Origin of the sequence: Limnohabitans sp. (assembly GCF_031539175.1) — a bacterium.
In the GTDB taxonomy this organism is placed as follows: Bacteria; Pseudomonadota; Gammaproteobacteria; order Burkholderiales; family Burkholderiaceae_C; genus Limnohabitans.
Genome location: NZ_JAVKLQ010000002.1, coordinates 31160 through 54292, shown reverse-complemented (window position 1 = coordinate 54292; position 23133 = coordinate 31160). Strand labels below are relative to the sequence as shown.

Below are 23133 nucleotides of genomic sequence, written 5' to 3'. Positions count from 1 at the left end.
ACCTATGTCACTTCCCAACACCCAACGCCCAGGCCAAGCGCCATATTTGCGCATCGCCACCGAAGAGGCGTTTTGTCCCAGCGAGATGCTGGACATTTACCGCAACATCTTGGCGCAACCCCATGTCGACCCCGGCTTCAAAAGCCTGATGGGGTTTTACATGAGCAGCCCCAGTGAACGCGCCCAACACATCATGCGCTGCTTGACCGACCTTGACCAAGTGCGCCTCGGTCACATGGACGATGCAGGCATCGACATGCAAATCATTGCGCTCACCTCCCCCGGCGTGCAATGCATGGACACGGCCACAGCCGTGTCGTTCGCCAAGTTTGCCAACGACGAATTGGCCGAGGGCGTACGACGCCATCCGACGCGCTTTGCCGGCATGATCGCCATCGCGCCACAAGACCCAGCGGCAGCTGCCCAAGAGATTGAGCGCGGTGTGAACAAGTTGGGCATGAACTCGGTCATCATCAACTCGCACACCCACGGCGAGTATTTGTCAGACCCCAAGTTTTGGGAAATCTTTGAAGCGGCACAGGCGCACGACACGCCCATTTACCTGCACCCCAACACGCCGCCCGCCAACATGATCCAGCCGTTCTTGGAATCGGGTTTGGATGGCGCCGTTTACGGCTTCGGGGTGGAAACCAGCTTGCACGCTTTGAAGCTCATCACCTCTGGTGTGTTTGACCGCTTTCCGAAGTTGCAAGTGATCTTGGGCCACATGGGTGAAGCGCTGCCCTTCTGGGCCTACCGCTTGGACTACATGCACGCCGCCACCGTGCGATCCAACCGCTACGAGAGTGTCAAACCCTTGAAGCGCAAGCCCAGCGACTACTTGCGTGACAACTTTCACATCACCTGCAGCGGCATGGCTTGGCACAAGGCCATTGCCTTCACGCAAGACGTGGTGGGCGAAGACCGCGTGCTTTATGCGATGGACTACCCCTACCAATACGCCATCGACGAAGTCCATGCGCTGGACGGCATGGACATGAACCCCACCGCCAAGAAAAAGTTTTACCAAAGCAATGCCGAAGCGTTGTTCAAAATCCCAACAAGGAACGCCTGATGCAAGCCTTGATTCAACGCATGCCGCTTCACCGCCGTTTAGCCCTGTGCTGCGCCAGTCTCGTGCTGGCCTGCAGTGCCATGGCGCAAACCAACAACAGCCCCATCAAAATCATCGTGCCCTTCACGCCCGGCACCGGCATGGACACCATCGCTCGTACGGTGCAAGCGCAATTGGCTGAAAAAATGGGGCAAACCGTGGTGGTGCAAAACATGCCCGGCGCCAGCGGCAACATTGGCGCAGACTTTGTAGCCAAGGCTGCACCGGACGGCAACACCATTTTGATGGGCGCCAACACCATGTTGATTGCCTCGCAGCTCTACAAAAACGCGTCGTTCAACCCCACCAAAGACTTCGCCCCTGTGTCGATGTCGGCCTATGGCACATTGATGATGGTGGCCAACCCCAAGACGGGCATCAAGTCGGTGAAAGACTTGGTGGCCTTGTCGCAGGCCAAGCCCGGCTTTGTGTCGTTTGGTTCGCCGGGTGTGGGCACACCACACCACATGGCGATGGAGTTGTTCAAGCTCGAAACCAAGGCGTTCATGCTGCATGTGCCCTACCGTGGCACGGCCGGTTACACGCAAGACCTCTTGGCCGGTGAATTGATGGTCGGTTTTTTGCCTGTGCATGTGGCGCAAGGCTTTGTGAAGTCGGGCAAGCTCAACGCGCTGGCGGTGGGCAGTACCAAGCGTCACCCAGTGGCGGCTGATGTGCCCACCTTTCAAGAGCTGGGCTACAAAGAAATTGACGTCGACCTTTGGTACGCCTTTTTCGTCCCCGCCAAAACACCTGCAGCAACGGTGAACAAGCTCAACACCGAGTTCGCCAGCATCTTGCAGCAGCCGCAAGTGAAAGAAATTTTGGGTAAAGCAGGCTTAGATGCCAGCTCTTCTACACCCGAAGAATTGGGCGCCATCGTGGCCAGAGACTACCCGCGCTGGGGCCGTGTGATTCAGCTCAAAGGCATCGTGGCTGAATAAACTCAATCGTCCCCGTCCAACTTCCAACTCGGCAAACGCCATTCAAAGTGCAGCGCGGCCAAACGTAACAGTGTGGCAGTGGCCGCGCCCAAGGTGACCACCCAATCGGGATCAAACCCCAACCACTGCAACACCACCACGATCCAGCCGCCAGCAAACGCGCAGACGGCGTAAGGGTGGTGGTCGTGAAAAGCGGTGGGGATTTCGTTGCACACAATGTCGCGCAGCACACCACCAAAGGTGGCGGTGATCACGCCCATCAGCACCGAGATCAACGCTGGCATGTGCAGCCCCAAGGCAATTTGGGTGCCTGTCGCAGCAAACAAACCTAGACCCAAAGCGTCCGGCCATTGCATGGATCGTTGCGTGGGCCGGAAGTGTTTGGCCCGCATCAGCCACATAGCGGCCATGCAAAGCAAAAGAATCGACCACACATACCAAGACTGCTCAATCCAAAACAGCGGCCGTCGATCGAGCAGCACATCACGCAAGGTGCCGCCACCAAACGCGGCAACACCAGCCACCACACACACGCCCACAGCATCGAGTTTTTTACGTGCGGCCTCCATCACGCCCGACAAGGCAAACGCCACCGTTGCCACGAATTCGATGCTGGTGTGCACCCCCGTCGCGGCAGGCAAGATCAATCCCTCCATGTCACAGCCTTAAAAATGAGGCGATGCAGGCGCCACGGCCGCACCCTCGATGTGGTGGTTTTTCAGTGCTTGTGCGACGAACCCGCTGGCCTTCATCTCTTCCACGTACTGACTCAAATACCGTGCGGCATCGTCGCCACGGCTTTTAGGCAAGCCCATGGCTTGCGAAATAACCATGAAGCGACCGGGCAACAAACGCACATTCGGCACGCGCTGGGCATCGGCTTCGAGCTGCTGCTTGACGCCTGCTGCGACATCGGCACCTTGGGCCACAAAAAAATCTACCACCGTGGGCGACGTGGGGCTGCGCAACAGCTGCGCGTGCTTGAGTTCACGGCTCAAATACAAGTCGTAAGCACTGCCTTTGCCCACCACCACGGTGTGCTTCGCTTGATCCACCTCGTCGTTGTGCGTCAGGGGTGAGCTTTGTTTCACCAAATAACTGCCCTCGATCAGCACATAAGGCGGGGTGAAGGCAATGGCGTGTCCACGCAAGGGGTCGATGGCAAAAAAGCCAATATCGGCCTGCTCGGTGCTCACCGCATCGACCGACTTGCCCGCGGCATCAAACACCACCAGCTGCAAAGGCACACCCAGCCGTTGGGCCAAGCCCGTGGCCAAGTCAACAGACACCCCCACGGGCAAACCGGTGGTGGCATCTTTTCGCGCCAAGATGGGATTGCCTAAGTTGATGGCCGCACGCAGCACCCCCGTGGGGGCAAAGTGCTGAATCATTTGGGCTGGGGCGCTCGCCGCGCCCAACACGCTCAACATGAGTATGCAAGCTTGGCGCTTGCAGCCTTGAAGAAATGAGAGACGGGCGAGGCTTCGCATGAGGGCGACCTTTGACTTGGGAGGTAGGGGTACGAATTGAATGTCATAACGCCCAATCGTGCCCCAAAAACCTGTCTGCCAACGTACACGGGCGACATCTTTCAAGCCCGCCCCTCACTTGCTGCGAAAATAGCGGTATGACATACAGCGTGAAAGAAATCTTCTACACCTTGCAAGGCGAAGGGGCGAACGCGGGGCAACCTGCTGTGTTTTGCCGTTTTGCGGGCTGCAATTTGTGGACCGGCCGTGAAGAAGACCGAGCCAGCGCCGTTTGCCAGTTCTGCGACACCGACTTTGTGGGCACTGACGGCACCGCCGGCGGCAAGTTTGAAACGGCCCAAGCCTTAGCCAACACCATCCTCAGCTTTTGGCCTGCCCACGACAGCCAACACCGCTTTGTGGTGCTCACGGGTGGCGAGCCCTTGCTGCAAGTGGACGCCGCCTTGGTCGAAGCCTTGCACGCCTTGCACTTCACCATTGCGGTGGAAACCAACGGCACCGTGCTACCGCCTGCAGGCATTGACTGGTTGTGCGTCAGCCCCAAAGCAGGCAGCAAACAAGTGGTGACCTCGGGCCAAGAACTCAAGCTGGTCTACCCACAAGCCACCGCACGGCCAGAGCAGTTCGCCGCGCTGGATTTTGAAAACTTTTACCTCCAACCCATGGACGGCCCGCTGGCGTCATCCAACACCGCTGACGCCGTCGCCTATTGCCAAAACCACCCGCAATGGCGCTTGAGCGTGCAAACCCATAAGTTGATCGGCATCCGATGAAATTTGAACTCAGCCAACGCTTTTACTTTGAAGCTGCCCACACCCTGCGTCGCAAGATCGATGCCGAAGGCAGCTTGCGCATCCATGGCCACACCTACCACGTCGAAGTGACGATTGCGGGCATGCCCGACCCCGAGTCCGGCATGATGATGGACCTCGTCTTCTTGCGCCAAGAAGTCGAAAAAGCCCGCCTCACGCTAGACCACCGCTTCCTCGACGAAGTTGAGGGCATTGGCCCCGCCACCTTAGAAAACCTGTGTCTTTTCTTGCACAAGCAACTCAAAGACAGCCTGCCCAACTTGGCCTGCATCACCATTGAGCGCCCCGCCAGTGGCGACAAATGCAGCCTCAAACTCAGCGACTGACGGGCAGCGGCGAGTCCGCGCCTTCTTCTCTTTTTTCACACCTCTGACGTCACCCCGCTCACCTTGAAGCGGGATGGCTCCATGCTTTTTCTTTTCCAGTTATGACCACTTCCCGCCAAGGCACCCTCGGCATTGACTTTGGCACGTCCAACTCGGCCGTGTCGTGGGCCAGCCCCCAAGGCACTGCGCGCCTCATCCCCTTAGAGGGGGACGCTTTGGCCATGCCCACCGCCGTGTTCTACAACGCCGAAGACGGCACCACCCACTTTGGCCGTGAAGCCATTGGCCTGTACCTCGAAGGCACAGAGGGCCGATTGATGCGCTCGCTCAAAAGTTTGCTGGGCAGCCCGTTGTTGATGGAAACCACCCTCATCCACAACACCCAAGTGAGCTTTCAAGACATCGTGGCCACCTTTCTCGCCACGCTGCGCGACCGCGCTACACGCACGCTGGGCTTTGCCCCCCAACGCGTGGTCATGGGCCGCCCCGTGCACTTTGTCGACGACGATGCCGCGCGCGACGCACAAGCCGAACAATCGCTGCGCGAAGCCGCGCAAGCCGTGGGCTTTGACGAGGTCTCGTTTCAACTCGAACCCATCGCCGCAGCGCTGGACTACGAGCGTCGCCTGACCCGCGAAAGCACGGTGCTGGTGGTTGACTTGGGCGGCGGCACCTCGGACTTCACGGTGGTGCGTTTAGGGCCAGACCGCATCGCGCGCCCCGACCGCGCCCAAGACATCTTGGCCACCACCGGCGTGCACATTGGCGGTACCGACTTCGACCAAAAGCTCAGCTTAGAGAACGTGATGCCGCTGTTGGGCTACCGCCACCTCGGCCCACAAGACCGCATGGTGCCGAGCAACTTGTTTTTTGATTTGTCCACGTGGCACTTGATCAACTGGCTGTACCAGCCACGCGCCATCAACCAAGCCAAAGCGTTGCGCACCAACTACAACGACCCGCGCTTGCACGAACGCTTGATGTGCGTGCTCACCGAACGCCATGGGCACCACATCGCTCACGAGGTCGAGCAGGCGAAGATTCGCTGCTCCATGTTCGATGCCAACACGTCTGTCGATCTGTCTTGTTTAGAAGCACATTTGAGCGCCCCGCTCGACGCCGCTCACATGCAAAACAACTTAGACGCCTTGCTGCAAAGCACCGTGGCGTGTGCGCAAGACTGCGTCAAAGCGGCGGGCTTGGCCAACAGCGACATCGGTGCGATGTACCTGACAGGCGGCTCATCCGCGCTGCGCCCATTCCAACGCACATTGCAAAACGCCTTCCCGCATGTGGCGATGGTCGAAGGCGACTTGTTTGGCGGTGTGGCCTCTGGCTTGGCTTACAGCGCGTAAACCCAGCCACGCGTCCTATTGATCAGCGCCCATCACCATGTCGGGCAAGATGGTGACGATTTGTGGAAACACCGTGATCAACACGATGCACACCACCAGACAAGCAAAGAACGGCAGCGCTGCACGGGCAATGGTGTTGCTGTCTTTGCCCGTCATGTTTTGCAACACAAACAAGTTGAACCCAACGGGTGGCGTGACCTCGGCAATCTCGACCAACAACACGATGAAGATGCCAAACCAAATCAAGTCGAACCCAGCTTTTTGAATCATGGGCAACACCACGGCGCTGGTCAGCACAATCATGCTGATGCCATCGAGTGCGGTACCCAAAATCAAATACACCACGGTCAACACCCCAATCAAGGCCAAGGGCGACAAGTGCATGGCATTGACCCACTCGGCCAGCTCGCGTGGAATTCCGGTGAATGCCATGGTTTTGGTCAAAAAGGCAGCGCCCGCCAAGATGAACATGATCATGCAGCTCGAGCGCGTGGTGCCCATCAACCCTTCCCAGAAGTTAGACCACGTCAAGCTGCGGCTCCAAGCGGCCAAGGCCAAAGAGCCCACCACACCATACGCCGCACATTCGGTGGCCGTGGCATAGCCCGCAATCAGCACCCAACACACAAACACAATCAAGGCGGCACAAGGAATGAGGCTGCGCGAGAGTTTGATTTTTTCAATGAACGTCGTGGGCGGATCAGCCGCAGGCACTTGTTCTGGGTGACGCAAACTCCACCACATGATGTAGCCACTGAAGAGCATCATCAACAAAATGCCAGGTAAAAAACCTGCCAAAAAAATGCGAATGATCGAAGCATCGGCTGCCACCGCATACACCACCATGGTGATGGAGGGTGGAATCAAAATGCCCAATGTGCCAGCCGTAGCCAAGGAGCCCAAGGCGAGTTTTTCGCTGTAGCCGCGCTTGAGCAATTCAGGTAACGCCACTTTGCTGATGGTGGCGCAGGTCGCAGCGGAAGAGCCAGACACTGAGCCAAAAATGCCACACCCAAGAATGGTGGTGTGCATCAGACGGCCCGGCACACGATTCAGCCACGGGCGCAAACCCTCGAACATTTCTTCGCTGAGTTTGGTACGAAACAAAATCTCGCCCATCCAAATGAACAGTGGCAAAGCTGCAAGTTCCCAGCTGGCATTGCTTTCCCAGAAAGCGCTGAACAGGTTTTTACCGGGTTGTGTGTCGGTAAAAAACGCTTGCCCAACCCAGCCGCAAATGGCCAGCGTCATCGCAATCCACACGCCGCCAGACAGCAGCACCATCATGATGGCCAGCAGCAAGCCACCTACGAGAAGAATATCCATGGGAACCTGTTCAATCAGTGGACTCAAACGTCCGAAGAAAAATCGCCGCGTGCGTGTCGCTCTTGCACCAAGCGCACATACGTCGGCGTTTGGCCTTGCAACACCAAGATCAACTCATCGACGACAGCCACCCACAGCAACACCGAGCCAATCGCAAAGCTCAACTGAGGAATCCACATGGGCATGGGCAACAAACCCTGAGCGACATCGTTGAACTCCCAGCTCTCATAGGTGAACTTGCAGGCCCACCAAGCCAAGTAGCCCACCGCACAAGCGCCCATCGACAGCGCCCCAATTTCAAGCCGTCGTCGCCAAGCCGGCGAGACAGCATCCAGCAACAAGGTGACGCGCACAAAGTCGCCGTGTTTGAAGGCATGCGACATGCTGAAAAACGCAGCCGCCGCACAGCACCAAGACACCACATCGTTCACCGCGCCCGTCCGCACGCCCAGCTCACGCAACACGCTTTGGCCCACCATCAGCACGCAAATCGCCAGAATGAACAGGGCGCCGACAGCACCCGCAGCCAGATACAGCCGATCTAAAAAGCGACGCATCACTTCTTAGCTTTGCTGGCAGATTTTTCTGACTGGTTGTAGGCCGCGATGATGGCTTCGCCGTCAGGGCCTGCGCGTTTTTGCCAATCCGACAACATGATGCCGCCGACCTGCTTCATGTCTTGCATCAACTTAGGCGAAGGCGTGACCACTTTCATGCCTTTGTCGGCCAGCGCTTTTTTGTAATACACATCTTTTTCTGCACTGACCTTCCAGCCACGCGCTTCGGCTTCTGAGGCTGACTTGGTCAGCGCCGCTTGTGTGGTGGGGTCGAGTGCATCAAACGCTTTTTTGTTGACGATCACCGCGTTCTTGGGCAACCAAGCTTGGGTGTCGTAGAAGTATTTCAAGCTTTCATAAGTCTTGGTGTCGTAGCCTGTTGAGCCTGAGCTCATGTAGCTTTCGATCACGCCAGTGGCCAACGCTTGTGAGAGCTCCGCCGCTTGAATGGTGACGGGTTGCGCACCAATGAGCTCCGCAATCTTGCCTGTGGCAGGGCTGTAAGCACGCCACTTGATGCCACGCAAATCGGCCACCGAGTTGATCTCTTTCTTGGCAAAAATGCCCTGCGAAGGCCAAGCCACGGCATACAGCAGCTTCATGCCTTGACCTGCCAACAATTTATCGAGCACAGGTTTTTGCGCGTCATACAAACGCTTGGAATCGGCGTAGCTGGTGGCCAAGAAAGGGATGCCATCGGTGCCAAAAATTGGGTTTTCGTTTTCGAAGTTGACCAGCAGCACCTCGCCAATTTGTGCCTGCCCGCCTTGCACCGCACGTTTGATTTCGTTCGCTTTGAAAAGCGAGGCATTGGCGTGCACCGAGATTTTCAGTTTGCCAGCGGTCGCCGCCTCCACGTCTTTGGCAAATTGAATCAAGTTTTCTGAATGAAAGTTGGTTGCAGGATAAGCCGCAGGCAAGTCCCATTTGGTTTGCGCAAATGCCGTACCGGCACAGAGGCTAAGGGCGATGGCAGCAAAAGAGACATGACGACGTTGCATGAAAAACTCCTGATCAATGACGAAATACAAGCACGGTGTAGATGAGCAGACTATAGCCAGTGGCACAGCTGCCTCACGCTTAGGACTTTCCCTTTATATGCACAAATTGTCAACAATTTGTTGATTAAATTTCTACAATGAACCATGACCAAAAAATCTACCGCCTCACCCAGCAAAGCACCGCCCATCGTGTCATCGGCACATTTGGTGTCTCCGCAGAGCGCGGAAATGAGTGAGTTTGAATTTGGTTTGATCGTGGCAGGCAATGCGTTTGAGCGCTGGATCGTGCACTGTATGAGTGCAGCGGGTTTGAAAGATTTAACGCCATTGGACGTGCTCATCCTGCACCACGTCACCCACCGCGCACGCGACAAACGTCTGTCTGACATTTGTTTCATCATGAACGTCGAAGACACCCACTTGATCAACTACGCCCTGAAAAAACTCGTGGCACTCGGCGTGGTCGCGGCCCAGAAAAAGGGCAAAGAAGTGACCTATGCCGCCACCCCACTCGGCAAAGACTATGTTCAACGCTACCGCGCCGTTCGTGAGAACTGTTTGATTCAAGTGCTCAAAGCCGACGATGCCTTGAACAAAGACATTGGTGATTTAGGGCGCTTGTTGCGCGTTTTATCTGGCATGTATGACCAAGCCGCCCGTGCTGCGGCATCCCTTTGAGATTGTTTTGACGATGAACACCTCCAACACACCCCTCTCCCGCTGGCAATTTTGGATAGACCGAGGCGGCACCTTCACCGACATCGTGGCCAAGCGCCCTGATGGCAGCTTGGTCACCCACAAACTGTTGTCAGACAACCCCGAGCAATACAACGATGCGGCCGTGGCAGGCATGCGCCACTTGCTAGGTCTTGCCAAAGATGCCCCTCTCACGCCCAACATTGTGTCGTGCGTGAAGATGGGCACCACCGTGGCCACCAACGCACTGTTGGAGCGCAAGGGTGAACCCACCTTGCTGGTCACCACACGCGGCTTTCGCGATGCCTTGCGCATTGCCTACCAAAACCGTCCACGTTTGTTTGACCGACACATTGTGTTGCCCGAGCTGCTGTACCAAGACGTCATCGAAGCCCAAGAGCGCATGGGCGCACATGGCGAAGAAGTGCAAGCCTTGGACCAAGCCCATTTGCGCACCGCACTGAGCGCGGCCTATGCGCGCGGCTTGCGCAGCGTGGCGATTGTGTTCATGCATGGCTACCGTTACACAGCCCATGAGCAACTGGCCCAGCAACTGGCCCAAGACATCGGATTCACACAAATCAGCACCTCGCACGGCACCAGCCCGTTGATGAAGTTTGTCAGCCGTGGCGACACCACGGTGGTCGATGCGTATTTGTCGCCCATCCTCAGGCGCTATGTCGATCAGGTGTCCAGCCAAATGCCTGGCGTGCCCTTGTTCTTCATGCAATCCTCGGGCGGGTTGACCGATGCACACGCCTTCCAAGGCAAAGACGCCATCTTGTCTGGCCCTGCAGGCGGCATTGTGGGCATGGCCCGTACCGCTCAACTGGCCTTTGCGCACGAGGCCGGTCACAACCCCAAAGCGACCACAGACGTGAAGGTGATTGGCTTTGACATGGGCGGCACCTCCACCGACGTGTCGCATTTCGCAGGTGAGTTTGAGCGAGAGTTTGAGACCCAAGTGGCGGGTGTGCGCATGCGTGCGCCCATGATGAGCATTCACACCGTCGCAGCAGGCGGTGGGTCGGTCTTGGCGTTTGATGGTGCGCGCCTGCGCGTTGGCCCACAAAGCGCCGGGGCCAACCCAGGCCCTGCCAGCTACCGTCGCGGCGGCCCACTGACCGTGACCGACGCCAACGTGATGCTGGGCAAAATTCAGCCCGCCTATTTTCCGAGCGTCTTTGGCCCACACGCCAACGAGCCCTTGAACCACCAAGTGGTGGCAGACCAGTTTCAAGCGCTGTCGCAAAGCATGCAGCGCCCCTCTGAAGAAATTGCCGAAGGCTTTGTGCAAATTGCTGTGCAGCAAATGGCCAACGCCATCAAGAAAATTTCCGTCGCACGGGGCTATGACGTGACGCGCTACACCCTGCAATGCTTTGGCGGCGCAGGTGGCCAACACGCGTGCTTGGTGGCCGATGCTTTGGGCATGACGCGTGTGCTGGTGCATCCCTTGGCGGGCGTGCTGTCGGCCTATGGCATGGGCCTGGCCGATCAAAACGTGATTCGCGAACAAGCCATTGAACTGCCGCTGTCGTCGCAGGCCATGCCCACCGTGCAGCAAGTCATGCACACCCTCACGCAGGCCGCGCAAGATGAGCTCACGCGCCAACAGGTCAGCGCCAACGCCCTCATCACCCACCAACGCGTGCACGTGCGCTACCAAGGCAGCGATGCGTCGCTGGTGGTCCCCATGGGGGACATGCACAGCATCACCGCAGCCTTTGAACAAGCCTACCGCCAACGCTTTGCCTTCTTGATGACCGGCAAACCCTTGATCGTCGAAGCCGTGTCGGTGGAGGTCTTGCTGCCCGGCGAAGCGGCTAACGAGACCATCTTGGCTGTACACCCCGCACGCGAGGTGCCGGTGCGTGACACCGTGAAGTTCTTTGCCGAAGGGCAATGGCACGCGGCATCGTTGGTGGTGCGCGAAGATCTGCGTGCTGGCGATGTCATCACCGGCCCGGCCATCGTGGCTGAAAAAAATGCCACCACCGTGATCGAACCAGGGTGGCAAGCCACGCTGACCGCCTTGGACCACTTGGTGCTAGAACGACGCGAAGCCCGCCAAGTGCGCTATGCCGCAGGCACACACGCCGACCCCGTGTTGCTGGAGGTGTTCAACAACCTCTTCATGAACATTGCGGAACAAATGGGTTTGCAATTGCAAAACACCGCCCACTCCGTGAACATCAAAGAGCGCTTGGACTTTTCGTGCGCCTTGTTTGATGCACAGGGCAACCTGATCGCCAATGCGCCGCACATGCCCGTGCACTTGGGCTCCATGGGCGAAAGCATCAAAACCGTGATTCAAGAAAACGCGGGCCGCATGCAACCCGGTCAGGTCTACGTCTTGAACGACCCGTACCACGGCGGGACACACTTGCCAGACATCACGGTCATCACACCCGTGTATTTAGAGGGCTCCACGCAGCCCGATTTCTTTGTCGGTTCACGCGGCCATCACGCGGACATTGGCGGCATCACCCCAGGGTCGATGCCCCCCTTCTCGACCACCATCGAGGAAGAAGGCGTGCAAATTCACAACGTGCTGCTGGTCGAACACGGCGTGCTGCGCGAAGCCGAGATGCTGGCATTGCTGCAAAGCGGCGCGCACCCCAGCCGCAATCCCGCGCAAAACATGGCCGATTTGAAGGCGCAAATCGCAGCCAACGAACGCGGCGTGCAAGAGTTGCGCAAGATGGTGGCGCAGTTTGGTTTGAACGTCGTGCAGGCCTACATGCAGCACGTACAAGACAACGCTGAAGAGTCCGTGCGCCGGGTGATCACGCGCTTGAAAGACGGCGCCTTCACACTCAACTTGGACAACGGTGCGCACATCAACGTCGCCATTCGTGTCAATGCACAAGCGCGCAGTGCGGTGATTGATTTCACGGGCACCTCAGAGCAACAGACCAACAACTTCAACGCCCCCAAAGCGGTGTGCATGGCGGCTGTGTTGTATGTGTTCCGCACCTTGGTGGATGACGACATTCCTTTGAATGCGGGTTGCTTGAAGCCCTTGCACGTCATCATTCCAGCGGGCTCTATGCTCAACCCCAACGCCCCTGCCTCTGTGGTGGCGGGCAACGTCGAAACATCCAGCTGCATCACCAATGCGCTGTACGGTGCTTTGGGTGTGATGGCGGGCAGTCAGCCCACCATGAACAACTTCACCTTTGGCAACGCCACCTACCAGTACTACGAAACCATTTCGGGTGGCAGTGGCGCAGGCCCAGGGTTTGCGGGTACCAGCGTGGTGCAAACGCACATGACCAACTCGCGCTTGACCGATCCTGAAATATTGGAATTCCGCTTTCCCGTGCGACTGCAAAGCTACGAAATTCGCGCCCACTCAGGGGGCGAAGGAGAGTGGCGCGGTGGCGATGGCGGTGTGCGGCGCATCGAATTTTTAACGCCCATGACCGCCAGCATTTTGTCGAATGGGCGCATCTATCCTGCCTTCGGCATGGCGGGGGGGCAAGACGGTGGCGTGGGTATCAACCGCGTGTACCGACGCGATGGCCGCATGGAAGAACTCACACACATTGCCCAAGCCGAGATGAACGAAGGCGATGTGTTTGAAATTCAAACCCCAGGCGGTGGCGGTTATGGCGCATCCAGCAGCACCACGTAACGCGCACAATTCAGCCTATCTTTTTTTGACTTGTACTTAGGAATCTCAACCCATGACCGCTGACGCTTTGCAACTCTTCCAACCCACCCGCATCGGTGACATTGAGGTGGCCAACCGCGTGGTCATGGCGCCTTTGACACGCTGCCGCGCAGACGAACCCGCAGGCGACGTCCCCGGCAGCGCGATCAACATTGAGTACTACCGCCAGCGCAGCAATGCGGGCTTGATCATCAGCGAGGGCACACAGGTGTCGCCACAAGGCAAGGGCTACATGGCCACGCCTGGCATTTACTCAGACGCACAGGTAGAGGGCTGGAAGCCCATCACCCAAGCTGTGCACGATGCGGGCTCCAAAATCGTGGCGCAAATTTGGCATGTGGGCCGCATCACCCACCCCGACTTGACTGGCGGCGCACAGCCCATCGCGCCATCGGCCGTACAACCCAAAATTGCCGCCTACACCCGCAACGGAAAAGTAGACGCGCCCGTGCCCCATGCCTTGAGCGTGGCAGAAATTCAAGAGGTGGTGAACCAATACCGCCGCGGCGCAGCCAACGCCATGCGTGCCGGTTTTGACGGCGTAGAAATTCACGGGGCCAATGGCTATTTGGTTGATCAATTTCTGCGTGATGGGGCCAACCACCGCACCGACCTGTACGGCGTTTCGGTTGAAAACCGCTGCCGCTTTGCACTCGAAGTGGTCGATGCCTGTGTGGCCGAAATCGGCGCAGGCCGCGTGGGCATTCGCCTCTCGCCTGTCAGTCCTGCCAACGACTCGTCCGACAGCCACCCCCAAGCCGTGTTTGGCCATTTGGTGGAAGAACTCAACAAACGCGGCATTGCCTTCATTCACTTTGTCGAAGGCTCCACCGGTGGCCCACGCGACGTGCCGGGCTTTGACTACGCAGGCGCACGCCAAGCGTTCAAAGGCACCTACATCGCCAACAACGGCTACACCCGCGACATGGCCATCGACGCCGTCGCCTCTGGCCGTGCCGACGCCATCGCCTTTGGCCGCCCCTACATCGCCAACCCCGACTTGGTGCAACGCCTGAAACTCAACGCACCGTTGAATGCACCCGTGCCTAAAACGTTTTATGCACCTGGGGCTGTGGGGTATACGGATTACCCGACGCTTTGAAAATGACCCAAGCACTCACCTCAAAAAATTGACTGTTAGCCGTTTAACAGCTAAAATTTTGCATGGCCATTCAGAGTTTCTCATGTGTTGACACTCAAGCGTTGTTTGAAACGGGCAAGTGCGCACGGTTTGCCAACATCAAAAAGGTCGCTGAGCGAAAGTTGGCCCAACTCGATGCGGCACCTTCTTTGAACTTCATGAAAGCTCCGCCAGGAAATGATCTCAAAGAGTACGACGGTGCTTGGCATGTGCGAATCAATGGCCAGTGGCGATTGACATTCAAGTGGGGCGACAGCGGCCCATTTGATGTGTTGATTGAAGACCCGCACTGAGGCAAGTTCTTTTATTTGAAAGATAGGTGTGCATCATGTTTAAAAATGGCATGCGTCCTGTCCATCCTGGAGAAATTCTCTTGGAGGACTACATCAAACCCATGGGCATCAGTGTCAACGCGCTGTCGTTGGCATTGCACGTTCCGTATTCGCGACTACGTGAAATCGTGGATGGAAAGCGCGGTGTGTCAGCAGATACCGCCCTACGCCTTGAACGCTATTTCGGCAGCGAGGCGCAAGGGTGGCTGAATCTACAGGCTGCATACGACCTGCGCGTTGCTGAAAAGCTGAGCGCTAAAGCCATTTTTAAAGAGATTGAACCACTGGCGATGGCGGCCTAAGCAGGTGAATTTTGAACGCCCCGCTGAATGAGCCCAGGGCTAGGGGCACCTAGGCTACCCAGCCTTGTGAATCAGCAAAAATTGATCAAACAAAAGGACCTCATATGTGGGGCCCTTTTGCATTTTGCAAAACGCTATGTCTTCGCTGCTGCGGAATGCACTTTGGCAAACGTCAAGATCACTTCGCGAATGATCTTGCGCTGCGCAGCAGGAAGTTTCAGAAATGCGTCGAAGGTTTCGCGCTCTAGATAGCCAGCCCCTTCGTCCCAGCGCTTTTTGTGCTCTTGCACGGACAAGCGTACGGCCGTGCCAAACCGCAAAACATCCGGTGGGATCTTGAGTAACTCAGCTAAAACCTGCATTTTGTCTTGCGTTGGGATAGAACGGTTGTTCAACCAACCCCAAGCGGCTTGGTTGCTGATTGACTTGCCAGGCCAACGTAAATTGAATTCATGCTCTAAAACCGAAGGACTAACCGTGTAGCCCGCCTGAGTCATGGCGGCGCGTAAACGCTGGGTGAATTCAATTTTTTCATTCATGCCAGCAAGTTACAAATCGCTTGAGATTTTTTTCAAAAAGCTGTTGAGTATCATCACAACAATCAGTTGAAAACTGAATCAACAGCTTATTGAACCCATCGCATGGCCAAATCTCTCCTCGAACAACTCCCCGAAATCGTGGCCAATGGCCGCAAGCAAGCCGAAAAAATCCTGGAGGGCATCGAAAGTCGTCACCGCGTGGGCCTGCAAACCCGTGAGGTCGTGCTGCCTGCCCGCGACACCAAGGCGCAAGACTGGATCGCCCAGCAAAGCAAGGCCAACCAGCGCGAAGTGTTTGCACCGGGACAAGCCAGCTTGCTAGACAACCCGCAAGCCACGCTGGGCGCGGAGCACGAAGCGCCTTGGACCAACCGTTTGATTTATGGCGACAACCTGCTGGCCATGGCCGCCTTGCTGGCGGGGGACGAGAATACGCCGAGCCTTCGCGGCAAAGTCGATTTGATTTACATCGACCCACCCTTTGACTCCAAAGCCGATTACCGCACCAAGGTCACGTTGCCGGGTGTGGAAATCGAACAAAAGCCCACCGTCATCGAGCAGTTCGCCTACTCAGACACCTGGAGCGATGGCACCGCGTCTTACCTGGCCATGATCACGCCGCGCCTGATCCTGATGCGTGAGCTGTTGGCCGATACCGGGTCCATCTACGTGCATCTGGATTGGCATGTGGGGCATTACGTGAAGATCGTGCTTGATGAAATATTTGGTAAGTCAAACATGCTGAATGAAGTCATTTGGTATTACCGAAGATGGAATATTGCAGGAACCACTTTTGCTCGAAATCACGACACAATTTTTGTGTACACAAAACAAAAAGGTAATCACTATTTCAACCAGCTTTACATTCCAAAATCCGAGAAATCAAGCGGTAATGGCAAAGCATGGATTAGCGTAATTGGAGAGGACGGCATTCGTAGATCCACATTGACAGCGGATGAGTCAAAAGGAGTTCCCATGCCTGATGTTTGGGATATTTCAATGATTAATCCAGTTGGGCTTGAACGCGTGGACTATGCGACTCAAAAGCCAGAAAAATTGCTAGAACGAATCATCCAAGCGTCATGTCCCAAAGATGGGTTAGTTGTTGATTTGAATGGCGGATCGGGAACCACAGCTTCAGTGGCTGAAAGATTGGGATATCGATGGATAACAACTGATATTGGCAAACCCGCTTGCATGATCATGCGAAAACGCCTGATCGACCAAGAGGCAAAGCCCTTCCTCTACCAAGCCATCGGCGACTACCAAGTCGAGGCAGCCAAGGCACATTTGGGTCGCGATTTCCGCATTGGTGATTTGTCGCAAATCGTCCTCTCGCTCTACGGAGCCCTGCCCTTGCCGCCCGACGTGAACCCGCAGCGCAACCTCGGGCAAATTGCGGGCATGGCTCTCGGCGCTGGCCGGGGCAGCAAAACCCTGGTGCTGGCCGACTCGCCCAACAAGCTCACCGGCATGGCCACCCTCAAAAAGGCCATTGCGCAGCGCGACAACCTCATGGGCGGCTGGGACCGCGTGGTGGTGCTAGGTTGGAACTTTGAGCCTTCGATTGGCGAGACCATCACCGCGCTCAACGACAGCCGACTCGAAGTGCTGGTGATCCCGCCCGATTTGATGGACCGCCTCAAGAAGAAAGGCGGCATCGACAAGTTGCGCGGGCAAGTGCGTTTCTCGTCGCTGCAATACCTGACCATCGAGCCGATCACGCGCCAAGCGCCAGCCAGCGCAGACGATGCCCCACCGACCGAAACATTCACCGTCAAGCTCAAAAACTACGTGCTTCTCTCGCCCGAGGCGATCAATCTGGACGACGCCAACCGACAAGCCTTGCAGCAAGTGGCCAACAAGGAGCCGCTGGCCTTGATCGAATATTGGGCGGTGGACCCGGACTACGACGGCAAGGTGTTCCGCTCGGTCTGGCAAGACTACCGGGGTAACACGGCCAACGATGCCGATGTGCTGCGCGTCGTCACGCAGGCGCAGGTGACAGTGCCTGCCAAGGCGGGTCCACGCAAGGTGTGCGTGCGCGTGGTCGATGTGTTTGGCTTTGAAGCCGAAGTGGTCTCCACCGTGGAGGCCGCATGAGCACCGCTGCCGCAAAAGCCGACGATCAACTGGCCCTGGCCGCAGGCCTGACCGCTAAGACGAATCAACTTTGTCTGGGGCTTGAATCGGGCGCGGCAGACATTCTGGAACTGGTCACGCCCACCACAGCCGATTTGCTGGCCTGGTGGTTTGGCGAAGACATGGTGATGGCCCGAGGCAGCCTGAACTTTCACGCCGGTCAAAAGCAGGCCATCTTGAACGCCATCGTGGCGCACGAGGTGCTGGGCGCTGGCCTTGACAGCTGGACGCTGCTGGACCTGTACCGCGCCGCCGCGCCCGATGCGCTGCTGACGGGCGCACGCCTAAATGAAGTGTCTGCGGACAAGCATGGGCACCCCAAGTATTGCCTGAAGATGGCCACGGGCACGGGCAAGACATGGGTGCTGCAAGCGCTGATGATCTGGCAGCTGCTGAACAAAACCGCCGCGCTGGCCGAAGGCATTGACGACCCGCGCTTTACCCGCCAGTTCATGGTGGTGGCCCCGGGACTGATCGTTTACGAACGCCTGCTCGATGCGTTTTGCGGCAAGCTCGTTCCAGGTGGCAACGGCTCGCGCAACTTCGCCAGCTCCGACATGGCCAAGTTTGCCGACCTGTTCATCCCCGAGGCGCACCGCGAATCGGTGTTTGCCTTTGTGCGCGGCAACGTGTGCAGCAAAAACGAGATCGGCCTCAAAGCCACGGGCAACGGCATGATCGCCATCACCAACTGGCATCTGTTGGCCGAAGGCGATGTGGCCGAGGACATTGAAGAAGTCGAAACGCTTGGCGCGCCCATGGACCCGCAAGATGTGGTGGCCCAAGTGCTGCCACTCACACCGGGCCGCGCCACAGGCAACAGCCTGGATGTATTGGATCGCCGCTATGCACGCGGCAATGTGCTGGAGTTTTTGGCGCAGCTGCCCGAGTTGATGGTGTTCAACGACGAGGCCCACCATATCCACGAGTTCAAACGTGAAGGAGAAACGACCGAGGTGGAATGGCAAAAAAGCCTGAGCCGCATTGCCCAAACCAAGGGCCGCCGCTTTGTGCAGGTGGACTTTTCGGCCACGCCTTACAACGATGTGGGCTCGGGCAAGAACAAGCGCAAGGTGTACTTCCCACACATCGTGACCGACTTTGACCTGAAAAGCGCCATGCGCGCAGGGTTGGTCAAGTCGCTGGTGCTAGACCGCCGCAAGGAAATCGGCGCATTGCCGCTGGAGTTCAAGGCTGAGCGGGACGAATCGGGCAACCCGGCGCTGAGTGAAGGCCAGCGGGTCATGCTGCGGGCGGGCCTGGCCAAACTGCGCAAGCTGGAAAAAGACTTTGCCACCATCGACCCACACCGCCACCCCAAGATGCTGGTGGTTTGCGAAGACACCACCGTGTCGCCGTTGGTGGCCGAATTTTTACGAGATCAGGAAGGCTTGAACGATGACGAGGTGATGACCATCGACTCGGGCAAGAAAGCCGAGCTGGGCCCCAAGGATTGGGAGCCTGTGCGCGAACGCCTGTTCAGCGTGGATCACCACGCCACGCCGCGTGTGATCGTGAGCGTGCTCATGCTGCGCGAGGGCTTCGACGTGAACAACATTTGCGTCATCGTGCCGCTACGCTCCAGCCAAGCGCAAATTCTGTTGGAGCAAACCATCGGGCGCGGCTTGCGCCTGATGTGGCGCGACGCGGAATACAACGACATCAAACGCGAAAACCGCGAACTGATCGAGGCCAGCAAAGAACCAGGCAGCTTGCTGGATGTGTTGTCCATCGTGGAGCACCCGGCGTTTCAGTCGTTCTATGACGAGCTGATCAACGAAGGTCTCGCTGTCGCGACAGGCGATGACGATGGGGACGATGGCTCTGCCACGGGAGACGTGATCCCAGCCGAACTGCGTGAAGACTTTGCACAGTTTGACTTCGGTATCCCGTTCATCCTGCAAGAAGCCGATGAACTGCGCGACCACAACCAAATTGATGTGACCACCCTGCCCGCCTTCACGGCCATGACGGCGGACCAGCTCAAGGGCATGCTGGGCAAAGGCGACACCTTTGTCTCGCAAGACCTGCAAAGTGCCACGCTGTTTGGCGACTACCGGGTGGACGGCGCGGTGATGAACGTGAGCGGCTACAACGATTACCTGTCGCGCCTGACGCGGCGCATCAGCCAGGCGCTGAGTTCAGATCTTCCGAAAAATAACAAAATCGCAACGCATCTGGCAAAGCCTTATTTACAAGTCAACACCGCCGAGCTGACGGGCTGGATTGATGACTACGTCTGGACGCAACTGTTTGCAGGCACCTTCAACCCTCTGGAAGATGAGAACTGGCGCTTGCTGCTGTTGCAGCCCGTGGTGGATCACATCACCAAGGTGTTTGCAGTCGGCCTGCTCGAATCGGAAGAAAAGCACACCACGGGCCAGACCGAAGTGCATCTGCGCTATTTGAGCGAAGTGCCCAAGCTCATGGTCCGTGAGAGCGCATCGCTGGAGGTGTCCAAATCCATCTACACCCGCCTGGGCTGGCCCAGCCGCAGCGGCGGACTAGAAAAGTCGTTCATCCATTGGGCACAAGCTGACACGCAGGTGCTGGCGTTTTGCAGGATCAGCGAAAACCGCCACACCTTTGCCCGCCTACGCTACGTGAAAGACGACGGCCTGCCCGCTTTCTATTCACCCGACTTTCTGGTGCGCTCCGAAGGCGCGGTCTACTTGGTCGAAACCAAAGGCCAAGCACAAACCATCCACCCCAACGTGCAACGCAAACGCAAAGCCGCGCTGGCTTGGTGTGAGCGGATCAATAACTTGACCGAAGAACAACGGGGTGGTCCGCCTTGGCATTACGTACTGCTCGGCGAGTCGGTGGTTTATGAATGGCAAGGCAAAGGTGCCCGCTTGGCGGAGCTGCTGGACTATGCGCGGTTAAGACCCATGGCCAACGCATCGTTACAACAAGCGCTCATCTAAAAATCAAATCTCAGCGCTTCAAATCCCTGTAGAAATTTTCATGCGGTCCCATGGCTTCCAGGTAAATCAGGCGCACGGTGTCTTCTCGGGTGTAGCCCAGCAGGTACAGCTGACCTTGGCTGCGAAACTTGTAGACCCACAGTTGCGCTAAGTCACCTTTTTTGCGCTCGCCCACATCGGGGTTGTCGGCCACGGCCCCCACGGCGGCATCGGTGTCGGCAATGAATGTGGCTTGCGTGAGCTTTTTGTAAACGCGGGCAAAGCGCCGCGTTTGCAGCACTTGCCAGCTCATGCTGGCAGGGTGTTGGCGGTACTGCGGGGAACGAAGGGCGTGCTGTCCTCTCGCGGCTCGGCCAGACTCATGAGGCTTTCGGCAATGAACGATGCAGGCAAATCGGGGTTATCGAGCGCAGCTCGGCCCACTTTGGCCCAGAACTCGACCTGCCCCTGCACGGTGCGAAATTCTGCCTTGGCAGCCACACGGGCTGCACCGACCAAAGACTCATCAATGCGCATGGAAACGGTGGACATGGTGTGCCTTTCAGGATTTACCACAATTGTAGACAACCACACCAACTCCCACAAGCAAACGCTGATCTAAAAATACAAAGGCCTCACGCGTGAGGCCCTTTGTACTTGCGATGCAACAGCAGATGCCGTTGACTTAAGACGCGTCCGACCCGCTTTCAGCAACTTCCTTCTTCGCCCCAATCCGCGTCTCCTGCCCCGCTACCAAACGGGCGATGTTGTCTTTGTGACGCATCAGCAGCAAAGCACTCATGACCACGACAGCCAACAACTCCGCGTCGCTGGTGGCCCAAGCCACTTTGTCCCCCAGCCAGTAGTACGCAGGGGCAAACACCGAAGCGGCCAAGGCGGCGAGCGAGGAGTAGCGAAAGAAGAACGCGACGATCAGCCACGTGCCCATGGTCGCAGCGCCCAAGATGGGCTCCACACCAAACAACACACCCGCTGCTGTGGCCACGCCTTTGCCGCCTTTGAAGCCAAAGAACACGGGCCACAAATGGCCAATGAAGGCAGAGATAGCCACCAAAGCCACAGCGCGGTCATCGAGCCCAAAGTCGGGGCCGTAGAGTTTGACCAGCCACACAGGGAAGTAGCCTTTAAGGGCGTCAAACAGCAAGGTGGCGATGGCGGCTTGTTTGTTGCCCGAGCGCAGCACGTTGGTGGCGCCTGGGTTTTGGCTGCCGTAGGTGCGCGGATCGTCCAAGCCCATCACACGGCTGACGATGACGGCGAACGACAAAGAGCCCACCAAGTACGCGCCCACAACGAGCAGCATGACGGTTGAAGAATCAGAAAACATAAACAACCTCCATCACAGCGCAGGGTCGCGCACGTCCCAACGGATGGCGTCAATGGCGGCCAAGACGTCGGGCGACAGGGTGGTGCCCCACGTGTCCAAGTCGGCATCCAATTGCGCCACCGAGGTGACGCCAATGATGGTGCTGGCCACTTGCCACTTGGTGTAACAAAACGCCAAGGCCATTTGCGTCGGCGTCATGCCGTTGTCGCGGGCCAAGGTGTTGTAGCGGCGTGCGGCAGCCAAGGCTTCGGGGCGGCCCCAGCGTTGTTTGCGCATGCTCTCGTAAGCGGACATGCGGCCACCTTGTGCGCCTTGTGGTGCGGTGGGGCCGTCAATGCCGCCTTCGTCGTATTTGCCGGTCAACAGGCCAAACGCCAAGGGCGAATAGGCCAGCAAGGCCACGCTCAAGCGGTGGCAAGTTTCGTCGAGCGCGTTTTCATACGTGCGGTTAAGCAAGCAGTAGGGGTTTTGCACGGTCTGCACGCGGGGCAAGCCGTGTTGCTCGGCCAAACGCACAAACTCATGCACGCCGTAAGGCGTCTCGTTGGACAAGCCCACATAACGCACCTTGCCCGCTTTGACCAACTGAGCCAAAGCGTCGAGTTGCTCGTGAATCGGGGTCACCGATTTCTCTTTGCTGGGGTCGTAATAGGCCATGCCAAAGGCGGGCACATGGCGCTCGGGCCAGTGAATTTGGTAGAGGTCGATGACGTCGGTTTGCAAGCGGCGCAGGCTGGCATCGCAGGCGGCCAAGATGTCTTGCCCGTTCATGCCGCTGTTTTCACGAATCCAAGGCATGCCGCGAGACGGGCCTGCCACTTTGGTGGCCAACACCAGTTGCTGGCGAGCGCCTGGGTTTTTGGCGAACCAATTGCCAATGATGGTCTCGGTGGCGCCACAGGTCTCGGCTTTGGCGGGCACGGCGTACATCTCGGCGGTGTCGATGAAGTTCACACCACGCGCCAACGAACGGTCGAGGATGGCGTGGGCATCGGCTTCCTTCACTTGTTCACCAAAAGTCATGGTGCCCAAGCAAATGGGGGTCACGCGCAAGTCGCTGGTGCCCAGCTGGACAAGGGGGAAAGTCATGGGAACAACTCCAACAAAGGGGGTTTTCAAAAGC

22 protein-coding genes are annotated in these 23133 nt (G+C 57.5%); 12 read left to right on the top strand and 10 right to left on the bottom strand.

Going from position 1 to position 23133, the window contains the following annotated elements:
- Positions 1-4 precede the first annotated feature (4 nt).
- Together RMS95_RS00540 and RMS95_RS00535 are read left to right on the top strand one after the other, a co-directional pair.
- Positions 5-1075, top strand: a complete 1071-nt coding sequence (locus tag RMS95_RS00540; protein WP_310642734.1) for an amidohydrolase family protein — start codon at positions 5-7, stop codon at positions 1073-1075.
- Positions 1075-2058: a tripartite tricarboxylate transporter substrate binding protein gene (locus RMS95_RS00535; RefSeq protein ID WP_310642733.1), complete on the top strand. Its 984-nt coding sequence runs from the start codon at positions 1075-1077 to the stop codon at positions 2056-2058. The genes RMS95_RS00540 and RMS95_RS00535 overlap by 1 nt, the downstream gene beginning before the upstream one ends.
- Positions 2059-2060: 2 nt before the next feature.
- On the opposite strand, the gene RMS95_RS00530 is transcribed toward RMS95_RS00535, so the two are convergent.
- Positions 2061-2714: a trimeric intracellular cation channel family protein gene (locus tag RMS95_RS00530; RefSeq protein WP_310642732.1), complete on the bottom strand. Its 654-nt coding sequence runs from the start codon at positions 2712-2714 to the stop codon at positions 2061-2063.
- Between the two features lie 9 nt (positions 2715-2723).
- A complete protein-coding gene (locus RMS95_RS00525) occupies positions 2724-3488 on the bottom strand; it encodes an ABC transporter substrate-binding protein (RefSeq protein WP_310642731.1) in 765 nt (254 codons plus the stop codon).
- A gap of 197 nt (positions 3489-3685) precedes the next feature.
- Between RMS95_RS00525 and queE the strand changes: the two genes are divergently transcribed.
- From queE to RMS95_RS00510, 3 genes are all read left to right on the top strand, one after another.
- Complete coding sequence (gene queE / locus RMS95_RS00520) at positions 3686-4321, top strand: 7-carboxy-7-deazaguanine synthase (protein WP_310642730.1); 636 nt, start codon at positions 3686-3688, stop codon at positions 4319-4321.
- Positions 4318-4686, top strand: coding sequence for a 6-carboxytetrahydropterin synthase (locus RMS95_RS00515; protein ID WP_310642729.1), 369 nt, complete (start codon positions 4318-4320; stop codon positions 4684-4686). Before queE ends, RMS95_RS00515 begins: the two co-directional genes overlap by 4 nt.
- A gap of 101 nt (positions 4687-4787) precedes the next feature.
- On the top strand, positions 4788-6041 hold the full coding sequence (locus RMS95_RS00510; protein WP_310642728.1) for an Hsp70 family protein: 1254 nt from the start codon (positions 4788-4790) through the stop codon (positions 6039-6041).
- A 15-nt stretch (positions 6042-6056) separates the two neighbouring features.
- Here the strand turns inward: RMS95_RS00510 and RMS95_RS00505 are convergent, their stop codons facing one another.
- The 3 genes from RMS95_RS00505 to RMS95_RS00495 are packed head-to-tail and all read right to left on the bottom strand — an operon-like array spanning position 6057 to position 8925.
- On the bottom strand, positions 6057-7367 hold the full coding sequence (locus RMS95_RS00505) for a TRAP transporter large permease subunit (RefSeq protein ID WP_310642727.1): 1311 nt from the start codon (positions 7365-7367) through the stop codon (positions 6057-6059).
- 23 nt (positions 7368-7390) lie between these two features.
- Positions 7391-7924 carry a TRAP transporter small permease gene (locus RMS95_RS00500; RefSeq protein ID WP_310642726.1) on the bottom strand — a complete coding sequence of 178 codons (534 nt, stop codon included), beginning with the start codon at positions 7922-7924 and terminating at the stop codon, positions 7391-7393.
- A complete protein-coding gene (locus RMS95_RS00495; protein ID WP_310642725.1) occupies positions 7924-8925 on the bottom strand; it encodes a TRAP transporter substrate-binding protein in 1002 nt (333 codons plus the stop codon). The genes RMS95_RS00500 and RMS95_RS00495 overlap by 1 nt, the downstream gene beginning before the upstream one ends.
- A 144-nt stretch (positions 8926-9069) precedes the next feature.
- Between RMS95_RS00495 and RMS95_RS00490 the strand changes: the two genes are divergently transcribed.
- From RMS95_RS00490 to RMS95_RS00470, 5 genes are all read left to right on the top strand, one after another.
- Entirely contained in the window at positions 9070-9603 is a 534-nt protein-coding gene (locus RMS95_RS00490; RefSeq protein WP_310642724.1) for a winged helix DNA-binding protein, read from the top strand.
- Between the two features lie 13 nt (positions 9604-9616).
- Positions 9617-13261, top strand: a complete 3645-nt coding sequence (locus RMS95_RS00485; protein WP_310642723.1) for a hydantoinase B/oxoprolinase family protein — start codon at positions 9617-9619, stop codon at positions 13259-13261.
- 52 nt (positions 13262-13313) lie between these two features.
- Positions 13314-14402, top strand: coding sequence for an alkene reductase (locus RMS95_RS00480; RefSeq protein WP_310642722.1), 1089 nt, complete (start codon positions 13314-13316; stop codon positions 14400-14402).
- A 62-nt stretch (positions 14403-14464) separates the two neighbouring features.
- Complete coding sequence (locus RMS95_RS00475; protein ID WP_310642721.1) at positions 14465-14734, top strand: type II toxin-antitoxin system RelE/ParE family toxin; 270 nt, start codon at positions 14465-14467, stop codon at positions 14732-14734.
- 35 nt (positions 14735-14769) lie between these two features.
- Positions 14770-15075 (top strand): HigA family addiction module antitoxin, encoded by a 306-nt coding sequence (locus RMS95_RS00470; protein WP_310642720.1) that lies wholly within the window; start codon positions 14770-14772, stop codon positions 15073-15075.
- Positions 15076-15209: 134 nt separating this feature from the next.
- Here the strand turns inward: RMS95_RS00470 and RMS95_RS00465 are convergent, their stop codons facing one another.
- On the bottom strand, positions 15210-15614 hold the full coding sequence (locus tag RMS95_RS00465; RefSeq protein ID WP_310642719.1) for a transcriptional regulator: 405 nt from the start codon (positions 15612-15614) through the stop codon (positions 15210-15212).
- A 102-nt stretch (positions 15615-15716) separates the two neighbouring features.
- Between RMS95_RS00465 and RMS95_RS00460 the strand changes: the two genes are divergently transcribed.
- Together RMS95_RS00460 and RMS95_RS00455 are read left to right on the top strand one after the other, a co-directional pair.
- Positions 15717-17717, top strand: a complete 2001-nt coding sequence (locus RMS95_RS00460) for a site-specific DNA-methyltransferase (RefSeq protein WP_310642718.1) — start codon at positions 15717-15719, stop codon at positions 17715-17717.
- Positions 17714-20683 (top strand): DEAD/DEAH box helicase family protein, encoded by a 2970-nt coding sequence (locus RMS95_RS00455; RefSeq protein ID WP_310642717.1) that lies wholly within the window; start codon positions 17714-17716, stop codon positions 20681-20683. The genes RMS95_RS00460 and RMS95_RS00455 overlap by 4 nt, the downstream gene beginning before the upstream one ends.
- 10 nt (positions 20684-20693) lie before the next feature.
- On the opposite strand, the gene RMS95_RS00450 is transcribed toward RMS95_RS00455, so the two are convergent.
- From RMS95_RS00450 to RMS95_RS00435, 4 genes are all read right to left on the bottom strand, one after another.
- On the bottom strand, positions 20694-20975 hold the full coding sequence (locus RMS95_RS00450) for a type II toxin-antitoxin system RelE/ParE family toxin (RefSeq protein WP_310642716.1): 282 nt from the start codon (positions 20973-20975) through the stop codon (positions 20694-20696).
- Positions 20972-21214: a ParD-like family protein gene (locus RMS95_RS00445; RefSeq protein WP_310642715.1), complete on the bottom strand. Its 243-nt coding sequence runs from the start codon at positions 21212-21214 to the stop codon at positions 20972-20974. The genes RMS95_RS00450 and RMS95_RS00445 overlap by 4 nt, the downstream gene beginning before the upstream one ends.
- Positions 21215-21347: 133 nt before the next feature.
- Positions 21348-22010 (bottom strand): glycerol-3-phosphate 1-O-acyltransferase PlsY, encoded by a 663-nt coding sequence (gene plsY / locus RMS95_RS00440; protein WP_310642714.1) that lies wholly within the window; start codon positions 22008-22010, stop codon positions 21348-21350.
- A 12-nt stretch (positions 22011-22022) separates the two neighbouring features.
- Positions 22023-23099: an aldo/keto reductase gene (locus RMS95_RS00435; RefSeq protein WP_310642713.1), complete on the bottom strand. Its 1077-nt coding sequence runs from the start codon at positions 23097-23099 to the stop codon at positions 22023-22025.
- Between the last annotated feature and the right edge of the window lie 34 nt (positions 23100-23133).

What these genes read in the sequence shown, in the direction of transcription:
- RMS95_RS00540 (WP_310642734.1), top strand. Translation starts at nt 5, where the DNA reads ATGTCACTTCCCAACACCCAACGCCCAGGCCAAGCGCCATATTTGCGC.
- RMS95_RS00535 (WP_310642733.1), top strand. Translation starts at nt 1,075, where the DNA reads ATGCAAGCCTTGATTCAACGCATGCCGCTTCACCGCCGTTTAGCCCTG.
- RMS95_RS00530 (WP_310642732.1), bottom strand. Translation starts at nt 2,714, where the DNA reads ATGGAGGGATTGATCTTGCCTGCCGCGACGGGGGTGCACACCAGCATC.
- RMS95_RS00525 (WP_310642731.1), bottom strand. Translation starts at nt 3,488, where the DNA reads ATGTTGAGCGTGTTGGGCGCGGCGAGCGCCCCAGCCCAAATGATTCAG.
- queE (WP_310642730.1), top strand. Translation starts at nt 3,686, where the DNA reads ATGACATACAGCGTGAAAGAAATCTTCTACACCTTGCAAGGCGAAGGG.
- RMS95_RS00515 (WP_310642729.1), top strand. Translation starts at nt 4,318, where the DNA reads ATGAAATTTGAACTCAGCCAACGCTTTTACTTTGAAGCTGCCCACACC.
- RMS95_RS00510 (WP_310642728.1), top strand. Translation starts at nt 4,788, where the DNA reads ATGACCACTTCCCGCCAAGGCACCCTCGGCATTGACTTTGGCACGTCC.
- RMS95_RS00505 (WP_310642727.1), bottom strand. Translation starts at nt 7,367, where the DNA reads ATGGATATTCTTCTCGTAGGTGGCTTGCTGCTGGCCATCATGATGGTG.
- RMS95_RS00500 (WP_310642726.1), bottom strand. Translation starts at nt 7,924, where the DNA reads ATGCGTCGCTTTTTAGATCGGCTGTATCTGGCTGCGGGTGCTGTCGGC.
- RMS95_RS00495 (WP_310642725.1), bottom strand. Translation starts at nt 8,925, where the DNA reads ATGCAACGTCGTCATGTCTCTTTTGCTGCCATCGCCCTTAGCCTCTGT.
- RMS95_RS00490 (WP_310642724.1), top strand. Translation starts at nt 9,070, where the DNA reads ATGACCAAAAAATCTACCGCCTCACCCAGCAAAGCACCGCCCATCGTG.
- RMS95_RS00485 (WP_310642723.1), top strand. Translation starts at nt 9,617, where the DNA reads ATGAACACCTCCAACACACCCCTCTCCCGCTGGCAATTTTGGATAGAC.
- RMS95_RS00480 (WP_310642722.1), top strand. Translation starts at nt 13,314, where the DNA reads ATGACCGCTGACGCTTTGCAACTCTTCCAACCCACCCGCATCGGTGAC.
- RMS95_RS00475 (WP_310642721.1), top strand. Translation starts at nt 14,465, where the DNA reads ATGGCCATTCAGAGTTTCTCATGTGTTGACACTCAAGCGTTGTTTGAA.
- RMS95_RS00470 (WP_310642720.1), top strand. Translation starts at nt 14,770, where the DNA reads ATGTTTAAAAATGGCATGCGTCCTGTCCATCCTGGAGAAATTCTCTTG.
- RMS95_RS00465 (WP_310642719.1), bottom strand. Translation starts at nt 15,614, where the DNA reads ATGAATGAAAAAATTGAATTCACCCAGCGTTTACGCGCCGCCATGACT.
- RMS95_RS00460 (WP_310642718.1), top strand. Translation starts at nt 15,717, where the DNA reads ATGGCCAAATCTCTCCTCGAACAACTCCCCGAAATCGTGGCCAATGGC.
- RMS95_RS00455 (WP_310642717.1), top strand. Translation starts at nt 17,714, where the DNA reads ATGAGCACCGCTGCCGCAAAAGCCGACGATCAACTGGCCCTGGCCGCA.
- RMS95_RS00450 (WP_310642716.1), bottom strand. Translation starts at nt 20,975, where the DNA reads ATGAGCTGGCAAGTGCTGCAAACGCGGCGCTTTGCCCGCGTTTACAAA.
- RMS95_RS00445 (WP_310642715.1), bottom strand. Translation starts at nt 21,214, where the DNA reads ATGTCCACCGTTTCCATGCGCATTGATGAGTCTTTGGTCGGTGCAGCC.
- plsY (WP_310642714.1), bottom strand. Translation starts at nt 22,010, where the DNA reads ATGTTTTCTGATTCTTCAACCGTCATGCTGCTCGTTGTGGGCGCGTAC.
- RMS95_RS00435 (WP_310642713.1), bottom strand. Translation starts at nt 23,099, where the DNA reads ATGACTTTCCCCCTTGTCCAGCTGGGCACCAGCGACTTGCGCGTGACC.